The organism is Pseudomonas sp. PA-4-8C (assembly GCF_021606625.1).
GTDB lineage: Bacteria > Pseudomonadota > Gammaproteobacteria > Pseudomonadales > Pseudomonadaceae > Aquipseudomonas > Aquipseudomonas lactis.
In genome coordinates this window covers 1-10,367 of sequence record NZ_WKCD01000200.1, presented here as the reverse complement: position 1 = coordinate 10,367, position 10,367 = coordinate 1, and the positions used below count along the sequence as shown (strand labels likewise).

Genomic DNA, 10,367 nt, shown 5'->3' with positions numbered 1-10,367 from the left:
AGCTAAAAGCGTGTGTCAGAACGGCAGTTTCATGCCCGGTGGCAGTTGCATGCCAGCGGTCACGCCGGACATTTTGTCCTGGCTGTTGGCTTCGATCTTGCGCACAGCGTCATTGACGGCTGCGGCGAACAGCGCTTCGAGCATTTCCAGGTCATCTTCACCCACGCCCGGCAATACGCTTGGGTCGATGCTGACACGCTTGATGTCGTGACGACCGGTCATCACCACGCTGACCATATCGCCACCGGCTTTACCGGTGACTTCGGCGTTGGCCAGCTCTTCCTGCATCTTGGCCATTTTTTCCTGCATCTGCTGCGCCTGCTTCATCAGGCCGGCCATGCCACCTTTCATCATGGGAATCACCTCAAAAGTACGTGGATCAATGAGTAGCCCGGAGTCATGACGCTTGGGACACCGGGGCTTCGACAGGTTCAATAGTATCGTGGCGGACGACCGCACCGAACTGTTGCATCATTTGTTGGATAAGCGGATCTGCGTGGATCGAATCCTCGGCCTCGCGCTGGCGGTTAAGGCGCCGACGGGTCGCGGCCTGGGCCGGGGTTTCCTGCTCGGGCTTGATCAGTTCGATGGCGATGGTCAGCGTGCGCCCGTGGTATTGGTTGAGCGCATCGTTGAGCCGGCGCTGCTGGGTGGCGTTGAACAAGGCGCTATGGGCCGGGTCCAGGTGCAGCAGCCAGTGGTCGCCTTCGATGGAAATCAGGGTGCAGTTGGCGGCGATACTGCCGGTCATGCCGGAGATCGGCAATTTCGGAAACAATTCCAGCCATTGCAGGGCCAGGCCGGTAGCCGGGGCCGCGGCAGGTTCTGCCTCGGGCTCGGGCGCAGGTTCGGCGGTGTGTTCGCTGGCCAAGTCGTCCAGGTAGCTGTAAGCCGAATCCATGTCTGGCTCGATGTAGTCTTCGTCCAGCGGCGGTTCGTCGTCCAGGTCAATGCCTGGGGTGGCCGCGTCAACCTGGGCGACCGTCGGCTCGGGAACCGGTGCCGATACCCACTCAGGGGCATCCGGCACCACGCTGTCCGGAGTCGGCGCAGGCATCGGCGTCAGCTCGGGTTGCTCGCCCGTGGTTTCCAGCACGGGCTCTACCGCGGGCTGTTGCTCGGGTTCTACTTGCGCTTCGACCGGGTCATTCCAGGGCAAGTCGACCACGGGCGCGGGCTCGATGACCGGCTCGGGCTCGACCACCGGTGCGACGGCAACCGGCGCAGGTTCGGGCTCAGGTGCCGGCGCAACCGGCTCAGGCGCAGCAACTACTGGCGCAACAACGGCCGCGCCAGCCACGGGTTTGGCGGAATCAACTGTGGCCTGGCTGATCCCCACTGGCTTTAGCGGCTGTCTCGGCGCGTCTGCCGAATCTGCTGGCCGGAACGCCAGCATGCGCAGCAGCACCATTTCAAAGCCACCCCGCGGGTCGGGTGCCAGGGGCAGGTCGCGGCGGCCGATCAGGCCCATCTGGTAGTAGAACTGTACGTCTTCGGCCGGCAAGGCCTGGGCCAGGGCCAATACGCGATCACGGTCGCCATGGCCGTTGTCGACGCCTTCCGGCAGGGCCTGGGCGATGGCAACGCGGTGCAGTACGTTGAGAATTTCCGAGAGCACACCGTTCCAGTCCGGGCCTTGCTCCGACAGGTGGCGCACCGCTTCGAGCAACGCCTTGGCGTCACCCTCGATCAGCGCCTGCAGCACGTCGAACACCTGGCCGTGGTCCAGGGTACCGAGCATGGCGCGCACGTCGGCGGCCATGACCTTGCCTTCACCAAACGCAATGGCCTGGTCGGTGAGGCTCATGGCATCGCGCATCGAACCATCGGCGGCGCGGCCCAGCAACCACAGCGCGTCGTCTTCGAACGGCACGTTCTCGACGCCCAGCACATGGGTCAAATGCTCGACCACACGCTCGGGGGTCATGTTTTTCAGGGAGAACTGCAGGCACCGCGACAAAATCGTTGCCGGAAGTTTCTGCGGGTCGGTGGTGGCCAGGATGAACTTGACGTAAGGCGGCGGCTCTTCCAGGGTTTTCAACAAAGCGTTGAAGGAATGGCTGGACAGCATGTGCACTTCGTCGATCAGGTAGACCTTGAAGCGGCCACGGCTCGGCGCGTACTGCACGTTGTCCAGCAGCTCACGGGTGTCTTCGACCTTGGTACGGCTCGCGGCGTCGATCTCGATCAGGTCGACGAAACGCCCTTCGTCGATCTCACGGCACACCGAACAGGTGCCACAAGGCGTCGAGGTGATACCGGTTTCACAATTCAGGCACTTGGCGATGATGCGCGCAATCGTGGTCTTGCCCACCCCGCGTGTACCGGTGAACAGGTAGGCGTGGTGCAGCCGTTGGCTGTCCAAGGCATTGATCAGAGCCTTGAGCACATGGGTCTGGCCGACCATTTCGCGGAACGAGCGCGGGCGCCATTTGCGTGCAAGAACCTGATAACTCATCGAAAACCGTCGCAACTGGGAAGCGGAAGCCGGTAATGCTAGCGGAGCAAGGGGGAAATTGCATCCGGCACGCTCGTCTAATCTGACGAAGCCTGTTCAATTGGCCTTTCAGAGGGCGTCTTCGGGCGTTCTGCCAGCACGCTTGAACACCAGCGCCCTTCCAGACTGATAGCGGCAACGCTGGCCAGCACGATCACCGCGCCCAGCATCACCTGCAGGGCAACGTGCTCACCGAGCAGTGTGGCAGCCATCAGCATCGCAACCGGTGGGATCAGGTACATCGCCACCGACGCGCGACTGACCTCGACGTGCTTCAACACGTAACCCCAGGCCAGATAGGCCAAGGCGCTGGGAAAAATGCCCAGCACCAACACGGCGAGATTCTGCGCCATCGGTGCCTGCACGATGGCGACGGGCAGGCCCGGCAGGTTCACGCACAGCATCAGGGTGCCAGACCACACCATGTAGCACGCCACGGTCAACGGGCTGTAGCGCTGGGCATGATGCCGCTGTATGGCGAAGTACACACTCCAAGAGCAGGCCGCCAGCAAGATCAGCAAACCTCGCGGGTTGAGATCGCCCATGCCCTGGTCGCCCCAGATCACCACCAGCACGCCGGCCAACCCCAACAGCACGCAGCCCCACCGCCAGGCGCTGACCCGCTCCTTCAAGCAGAAAAACGCGATCAACACACTGAACAGCGGCGCCGACTGCGCCAACACACTCGACGCTGCCGCCGTCACCCATTGCTGCCCGTAATTGAGACTGGTGTGGTGCAGGAACACCCCGAAAAAACCCAACACCAACAGCCACGGCACGTCGCGCAACGGTGGCCGTCCAATTCCCACCACCCAGGCCACACCGCCCATGAATACCGACGCGATCAGAAACCGCAGCAGCGCCAATTGGCCGGGGCTATAACTGTGCAGCCCCATGTGCACGCCGATGGGCGAATACGCCCAACAGAGGATAACGCTGGCAATGACTAGCGTAAGCTTCAGAGGTGACGGAGTATTCATCGACAGCATCCACGCAAAAGGAATGCTGCCAGTCTTGGCCCAGGCCAGGCGTAGGACAATTAAGCGTTTCTGACTTCTGAAATCATTGGAACTGAGCAATGGAACTCGCCCAACTGAAAATGGTGCGAGCCGTGGCGCAAACCGGCAGCGTGGCCCAGGCTGCGCTGCAATTGCACTGCGTGCCGTCCAACATCACCACGCGCATCAAGCAGCTGGAAAGCGAGTTGGGCACGCCGTTGTTTATCCGTGCTGGCCGAGGGCTGGCGATCAGCGCTGCGGGAGAGATCTTCCTGGATTACTGCGAACGTATCCTGGCCTTGGTGGATGAATCCAAACGCGCGGTGGATGCCAACGCCATTCCCCGTGGCACCTTGCGCATCGGTGCGGTGGAATCCAGTGCCAGCGGGCGCCTGCCGCCATTACTGGCGGAATACCACCGGCGTTATCCCGATGTCAGCCTGGAACTGGTCACCGGTGCCTGGGCGCAATTGCTGGACGACCTGCAGCACCACCGCCTGGACGTGGCGCTGGTGGCAGCCGGCGGCAAACGCACGAAGCTGGAACAGAGCGTGGTCTACAGCGAACGCCTGGTGCTGATCGCCAGCGCGTGCAGCGCACCTATCAATAGCGCCGAGGACTTGGCCGGCCGTACATTGCTGGTATGGCCGCCGGGCTGCCCTTATCGCGCCGCCCTGGAAAACTGGCTCAAGCCCCATGACGTCAAGCCAGCGATTGCCAGCTATGCCAGTTGGGGCACGATCATCGGATGCGTCAGTGCGGGGATTGGCGTGGCATTGGCACCCGAGGGGATCCTGGCGCGCTATGAGCAGGCCAATCAGCTGGCGTCGTATCGCTTTGAAGCGCTGGCGCCCGTGGACAACCTGTTGTTCTGGCACACGGACACCCAGCGGCACCTGGCGCGAGATGCGTTTGCCGGATTGCTGCGCGAGACCTTCGGCTGACTTGCCCTAATTGTCCTAATCCTAATGTAGGAGCGAGCTTGCTCGCGAAAAACTCACAGGCGCCGCGTCTATTCAGAAAGCACGCGTTATCGTTGACGTTTTTCGCGAGCAAGCTCGCTCCTACAATTCAGGGCTTGGGCGCAGCCAACCGTGCGTACTGGCCCTGACTGATCCAGCCCGTGAACGAACGGTCGTCAGCGTTGATGAATTCCACCTGCGCCCAGCCGTCCTTGAACGCCAGTACGCCCACCACGTCATGCTTGACGATGTAGGGCCGCTTTGCCGCTTTGGCGCCCGGCGTTTTCAGCAGGTAAGCCTTGTCGGCAGACACCGTCACCAAGCCGATCCAGGGTTTGCTGGCGGTCTGGCTCAACTCCAGGCCGGTGGCGATCTCCGGCATCAGCACATTGATGCAGCCAGGGTGTTGGCGGCCCTGCTCCACCGTCAGGGTCACCCCGTCGGGCGCCGCGGCCACACTGCCTGGGTAGGCAGCGTCCCGCCAGGTGGTGAGCGCTTCGGGCTTGCCTTGCAGGTAAAACGTGCAACCGCGGGCCACACCCTCGCCCATCGATTCCTGGTAGAAACCCTCGACCTGATGCCCAGGCGTCACCGCCAGCATCAATCCTTCATATTGACCTGAATGCAACGCCGCCGAGCCGGCCAACACGGGCGCCACGGCGCACCACGACAACACTCCCATCGCCAGATAACGAATCATCTTATTTCTTCCCTTCAAAGGCTTCGTAGGCTTGTTTCATCAGGACGTCATAGTTGCCGTAATCATCGCCGTTATAGTTACGGGCCATGGCGGTAAAATCCTTGTTTTTCATCGCGCTCAATAATGCCGAGTTGTGGCTGCAGAGGCTCAGATAGGCCTTGAGTTGGTTACCGGCATTGATCTTCAATGAGGCTACGAACTCAAACACTGTCTTGAACCCGCACGCGGCGAAATTGAACCCCATGATCTGAAACATGCCCCAAGAGGCAGACATCAAGGCCGCTTCCTGATCCAGCGCAAAGGCGGTGGCCATGGTCTCCCAGGCCTTGACCTGATCCTTGTTGTTCGTCTGCCATTGCGGGCCGGCTTTTTTCTTGTAGACATACGACAGCAGCGGCTGCGACTGGTCGTAGATGTGCTTGGTGTACTTGCGAAAGTGGTGCCCTTCAAAGGCGATGATCGGCAACTTGGCAGGCCCAAACCCCACCTTCCCGCCCGACTCCACCGTGGCGAACGCCTTGACCACATTCACCGAAATACCGTTGCCCAATTGCTTGGCGGCGTTCTGGAAATCCGTATCGCTCAAGGTCGTCCCGCCGTCGCAGGTGGACTGCATCATCAACTGCCGGTTACGCCGCTCGGCCTCGATCACCGCACGCACACGGTCCAGGTACACATTGACCGTGGCCTGTACCGCATCGACGTTGTTATTGCCGAAGATGTTGAGAAACGTCGGAATGCGCGTAGTGGGAAACGCCCGCACCGGTACCTTCAGCGCCTCTTCGATCAGACTGTTGAACGTGCGCCCGGTGGGGTCGATCACGCCATCGGGATGGGCGTACTTGAGATGGCGAAACTGATACTGGCTGATGCATTGCACCAACTGGCCGTCGCACTTGCCGTTTTCCAGCAAGGCAAACCCCATCTTGGGAATGATCAAATTGAATAAATACTGGATGCACTGAACATCGGCGGGCAAGTTGCGGGCTTTGCCGGGCGTCCCTACCGAAGCACTGATAAGACGAGGCAACCCTTGCAGGCTTTTCATGACAGACATCCTTGTGAGTGAAAGAAGTGATAGCACTTCAATATCAAATCCATGCCCTTGTCATACTCTGAAACAAGTGGCCGGCGCAAGCTAACAAGGCGGTCTGCGGGTTGTCCAGAGGGCTTTATGAAAGTTGTGAAACAGCCGGATTAAATTGCTTAGTAACCGTGGGATTCACGGGTCTTTTGATACTTGTGGTAGTCGAGCCACTCGACCACATCGTAAGGCAGATACAACTGCACCCTGGCCCGTGAAATCGCGATATACACCGCACAGAGTCGTTGATCGAACGCGTAGGCGTCCTGGAACTTCACATTGGTCAACAGTTCCGGGGTGAGCAGTACTCGGTCGAACTCCATGCCGCCCGCGTCCTGCGCCAGCATCAGCAGGACGCGCTCGTCCGGATGGCCACTCAACCGGTTCAACCGCGTGACATCCGCCACGTTGAAGCCTTTTTCCAGCGCGGCCTCGACCCACACAAACGCCTCATCGAACTGGCAAGCTTCGCGCACCTGCTGCCAATCGGCCATGTCGCTGAAAAACGGATGGGGGCCGAGGTCATTGAACTCATTGCTATAGAAATCGGGTTTGAACAACGCGATGACCGTGTCCATGAAGTGCTTGAGCGACTGCTGGGCCTCTTTGCTCGCCAGGCCGAACGCACAACGGGCGTGGCTCAGTTGGATCGCCCACTGCATGGTGTCCCAATGGGAGGCGGTCAACACCACGCAACCTTGCGGGGGCACAAAACCCTGGGGGTAAAACTCAATGCCCACGTCGGCATCGCGGGCGCCCTCGAAAAGCGATTTGGTTTTTTCCGAGTGCAAGCTGATCAATGGGTTGACCAGGCGCTCGACATTGCGCCCGGAACGCACGGAGTAGCACACGTCGGTATGGCGAACCTCACGGGCGCGCTTGACCACGCCGCCGCTGGCCTGCTGATACTCATCCCCCAAGGTGATCAGCACCTGGCGGCCGCGCTCGATGATTTGCAGCAGCGGCGCCGGGATATCCTGGCTCTCATCGATGAGCACATGGGTATAGCGCTCGGGCACCACGCAGCCTGCCAGGCTCGCGCGTTTGATCATCAACAAGGCTTCAAACCCGGTGTGGCGGCCCCAGGCCGGGTTCGCCTCAAGGTAGCCCCATAACCGGCTGGCATATTCGAGCAGCACCCTGGCATCGACGCCGGCGAGCGGTTGCTTGAAATGCGGCAAATGCTGGGCCGACAAGCTGTACTCCCAAGAGCGGCAGTAGGCCTCAAGCACCTTGAGGCACACCTCCACCACCGCCTGCCCTTCCAGGCGGCGAAAACCAAAGATATTCAACTCTTGAGCCAGCGCCTGCTTGGTCGGCACCCTCGCCGGTGTATTCAGCGGCTGTAACCTGGGGCCATGCAACAGGGCATGGGCAAAGCCCAGGAAGGTATGCCCGGCCTTACGCTCCCGTACACCCACCATGCGGGCACGCAGTGTTTCGAGTTTTGCCGGGGTACGCGCCAGCAACAAGGTCTTTTCCGGGCGCAGGTGCTCCAGCAAGGCCACCAGCAGGTGACTCTTGCCAATGCCGGCGTAGCCTTGCACATGCAGGTCTTCGTTCAGGTTGGCGCGGAAGGTTCTGAGCAGCTTGTCCTGCTCGGCGCTCAACCAGCGCTCGCGGTGCCTGGGCGTGATCACCTGCTGGCTGAACGGATCATTGGCCTTGAGATGGCGGACTTTATACTCGACGTCCCATTTGCCAGTGGGCAACAGATAGTCTCGCGCCTGTACTTCCTCCTCCAGCAGAAAGCGCAGCTTCAAGCTTTTGACCACATTGAGGCCGAAGTACAGCTTCCTCTGATCGAACAGCCGCTGCGCTTCAGAGAGCAGGGACACACTGGCCGAATGGCTGGCATCGACTGCCCAGTCAATCAGCTTGGCCAACACTTTTTCAGCACCGTTGGCGCTAAGATCGCTTTCCGGCACCTGCGCCAGGTTCTGGATCACCAACACCGCCGCCAATTGGGGCTCACTCAGGGCTACAAGTGCATCGAAACCCTCACTGCCCAACAAACCCGCACAGGTGTGCTCGGTGATCGGCAAGAAAACAGGGCTGGATAAGTCGAAATGTTCCGAGTGCATAGAGCCTCGTAGCCAGGGGGAAGAGACGCTTGGGAGTATGCCACTAGATGCGAAATGACCGTCATGCACTGTGCAATAAGCATCACAGATGACTGGCTGAAAATAACTTGGGTTTTAGAAGGGACTGCAGAAGGGAGCGTTATGGAGGCAACCCCACCAGCCACACCCCGGCACACAATGTTCCCGCTGTGGCTGCTGCCTTCCGGCTCTGACCAGGTTCACGGGTAATCGTTGCGGGGGGACCGATGGGGTCACCATAACGACGCTGCCTCTCGGCAAGCCGCGCCATTGTACCCATCTCATCGGAAGTTACAACCGTTGGTTCCGGATTAAAAAATGAGAAGGCTCAAGCACTTGCCATAACCCCATCGGCCCTGCCGCCTTCTTCCTGGATGACCAGGTGAATAAAGTGCAGCTTGGCAATCACCGCAGGCGGCAGCACGAAGGGGTAGAAATCCGGCTGGCCCATGGCGCGGGACAGTTCGTTGAGCATGCCGGCCAGTTCGATCCAGGCATTGACGAAGGACAGGAATGCCGGGCCGCCAGGGTGTTGGGGGTCGTAGAGCGTGGTCAGGGGGAATGGCTGGTAATCCAGGTCCATCTCGCGGGCGCTCATGCCAAAGCCCAGGGCCGTGTCCACGGCGTCCATCATGTGCAGGTAGTGGGCCCAGGTTTCGGCCCAGTCTTCCCAGGGGTGCATGGTGGCGTAGGCGCTCACGCAGGTGAGTTGCCAGTCGGGGCGCGGGCCGTTCTGGTAGTGCTGGTCGAGGGCCTCGGCATAACTGGCGCGTTCGTCGCCGAACAGGTTGCGAAAAGGAGTAAGCCAGTGGCTGTTGGCGATCAGGCGGTCCCAGTAGTAATGGCCGACTTCATGGCGAAAATGGCCGAGCAAGGTGCGGTACGGCTCGCGCATCTGTACCCGGACTTTTTCGCGGTGGGCATCGTCGGCTTCCTTGATATCCAAGGTGATCAGCCCATTGGCGTGGCCGGTGGTGGGCGCGTTGCCTTCCAGGTCGATACCGATGAAGTCAAAGGCCAGGCCAGTCTCTTCGTCAACGCTCTTGGGCACCACTTGCAGGCCCAGGCTGATCAGTTGCGCCACCAAGCGGCGCTTGGCGGTTTCGACCTTGCGCCAGCGTTCGGGGTTTTGTGCAATCGATAGGTCAGGGATGGTGCGGTTCAGGCTACAGGCCACGCATAACGGCACGGTGCTGTGGGCGGGGATCAGCCAGTTGCACGCGGCCGGTGAGTCGAGGTTGGCGCAGCGCCGGAAAGCGCCGGCATCGAGATTGTCGTCGGCCAGCCAAGTACCGACCACCGGCCCAGGTTGCAGGGACGACAGGCGGCTTTGCTGCGGCAGGTAACCCAACGCCGCCTGGCAGGCCAGGCATTGGCTGTTGCGAAAGAACAGCGACTGGCCACACCGGCATTGCCACACCTTGCTGTTGCGCGAGGTTTGGGCCATGAACGGAGCGGCGATGCGCGTGCTGAGTTGCTCGAAGTAGCGGAACATGGCGATCTCTCCCTGGGGTGACAGAGACTAGATCATTTCTCGGGAGAGATCGTTCAACAGGCAAAGGATAACGCCTCCTACAGTGTTGAGAGAAGGCCGTGACGCGGAGCGTCACAGGATGCGTTCCCACGCGGAGCGTGGGGACGATCAAGCCTGTCAGACGGTGATGTTGTGCTTGGCCAGGAAGGCGACGAAGGCTTCCTCGTCCAGTACTTTCAGGCCCAGTTCATTGGCCTTGGCCAATTTCGAACCGGCGCCCGGCCCGGCCACCACACAGTGGGTTTTCGCCGAAACCGAACCGGCCACCTTGGCCCCCAGGCTTTCGAGCTTGTCCTTGGCCACGTCGCGGCTCATCAGCTCCAGGGAGCCGGTGAGTACCCAGGTGTGCCCGGCTTCAGGCAAACCTTCGACGAGCTTTTTCTCGCTCTGCCAATGCATGCCGAAGTCCTTGAGTTGCTGCTCGATGGCCAAGGCACGGTTGGCGTTGTCGGCATTGTCGAAAAACTCCCGTACAGCCTTGGCTTGCTTC

The 10,367-nt window shown here is 60.6% G+C and carries 9 protein-coding genes and 1 other RNA gene; 1 reads left to right on the top strand and 9 read right to left on the bottom strand.

Annotated features, from left to right (window positions below):
• Positions 1-15 precede the first annotated feature (15 nt).
• The 3 genes from GIW04_RS22405 to GIW04_RS22395 form a co-directional block, all read right to left on the bottom strand.
• A complete protein-coding gene (locus GIW04_RS22405) occupies positions 16-354 on the bottom strand; it encodes a YbaB/EbfC family nucleoid-associated protein (protein ID WP_003193199.1) in 339 nt (112 codons plus the stop codon).
• Positions 355-397: 43 nt separating this feature from the next.
• Positions 398-2,458, bottom strand: a complete 2,061-nt coding sequence (gene dnaX, locus GIW04_RS22400; protein ID WP_120248442.1) for a DNA polymerase III subunit gamma/tau — start codon at positions 2,456-2,458, stop codon at positions 398-400.
• A 77-nt stretch (positions 2,459-2,535) separates the two neighbouring features.
• Positions 2,536-3,477 carry a DMT family transporter gene (locus GIW04_RS22395; protein WP_120248443.1) on the bottom strand — a complete coding sequence of 314 codons (942 nt, stop codon included), beginning with the start codon at positions 3,475-3,477 and terminating at the stop codon, positions 2,536-2,538.
• A gap of 98 nt (positions 3,478-3,575) precedes the next feature.
• On the opposite strand from GIW04_RS22395, the gene GIW04_RS22390 reads away from it, so the two are divergent.
• Positions 3,576-4,439, top strand: coding sequence for a LysR family transcriptional regulator (locus GIW04_RS22390; RefSeq protein WP_003193202.1), 864 nt, complete (start codon positions 3,576-3,578; stop codon positions 4,437-4,439).
• A 127-nt stretch (positions 4,440-4,566) separates the two neighbouring features.
• Here the strand turns inward: GIW04_RS22390 and GIW04_RS22385 are convergent, their stop codons facing one another.
• The 6 genes from GIW04_RS22385 to GIW04_RS22360 form a co-directional block, all read right to left on the bottom strand.
• The gene (locus GIW04_RS22385; protein ID WP_120248444.1) at positions 4,567-5,157 is read right to left on the bottom strand and encodes a hypothetical protein; all 591 of its coding nucleotides are present in this window, start codon (positions 5,155-5,157) and stop codon (positions 4,567-4,569) included.
• A gap of 1 nt (position 5,158) precedes the next feature.
• Positions 5,159-6,205, bottom strand: coding sequence for an N-acetylmuramidase family protein (locus GIW04_RS22380; protein WP_034136168.1), 1,047 nt, complete (start codon positions 6,203-6,205; stop codon positions 5,159-5,161).
• 158 nt (positions 6,206-6,363) lie between these two features.
• Complete coding sequence (locus GIW04_RS22375; protein ID WP_120248445.1) at positions 6,364-8,325, bottom strand: hypothetical protein; 1,962 nt, start codon at positions 8,323-8,325, stop codon at positions 6,364-6,366.
• Positions 8,326-8,476: 151 nt separating this feature from the next.
• Positions 8,477-8,573: signal recognition particle sRNA small type (ffs, locus tag GIW04_RS22370), an RNA gene on the bottom strand.
• 98 nt (positions 8,574-8,671) lie between these two features.
• Complete coding sequence (locus tag GIW04_RS22365; RefSeq protein ID WP_034136170.1) at positions 8,672-9,838, bottom strand: zinc-binding metallopeptidase family protein; 1,167 nt, start codon at positions 9,836-9,838, stop codon at positions 8,672-8,674.
• Positions 9,839-9,994: 156 nt separating this feature from the next.
• The coding region (locus GIW04_RS22360) for a BRCT domain-containing protein (RefSeq protein WP_329607636.1) at positions 9,995-10,367 on the bottom strand (373 nt) is incomplete at its 5' end.

Coding starts and splice junctions, on each gene's coding strand:
- GIW04_RS22405 (WP_003193199.1), bottom strand. CDS start 354: ATGATGAAAGGTGGCATGGCCGGCCTGATGAAGCAGGCGCAGCAGATG.
- dnaX (WP_120248442.1), bottom strand. CDS start 2,458: ATGAGTTATCAGGTTCTTGCACGCAAATGGCGCCCGCGCTCGTTCCGC.
- GIW04_RS22395 (WP_120248443.1), bottom strand. CDS start 3,477: ATGAATACTCCGTCACCTCTGAAGCTTACGCTAGTCATTGCCAGCGTT.
- GIW04_RS22390 (WP_003193202.1), top strand. CDS start 3,576: ATGGAACTCGCCCAACTGAAAATGGTGCGAGCCGTGGCGCAAACCGGC.
- GIW04_RS22385 (WP_120248444.1), bottom strand. CDS start 5,157: ATGATTCGTTATCTGGCGATGGGAGTGTTGTCGTGGTGCGCCGTGGCG.
- GIW04_RS22380 (WP_034136168.1), bottom strand. CDS start 6,205: ATGAAAAGCCTGCAAGGGTTGCCTCGTCTTATCAGTGCTTCGGTAGGG.
- GIW04_RS22375 (WP_120248445.1), bottom strand. CDS start 8,325: ATGCACTCGGAACATTTCGACTTATCCAGCCCTGTTTTCTTGCCGATC.
- GIW04_RS22365 (WP_034136170.1), bottom strand. CDS start 9,838: ATGTTCCGCTACTTCGAGCAACTCAGCACGCGCATCGCCGCTCCGTTC.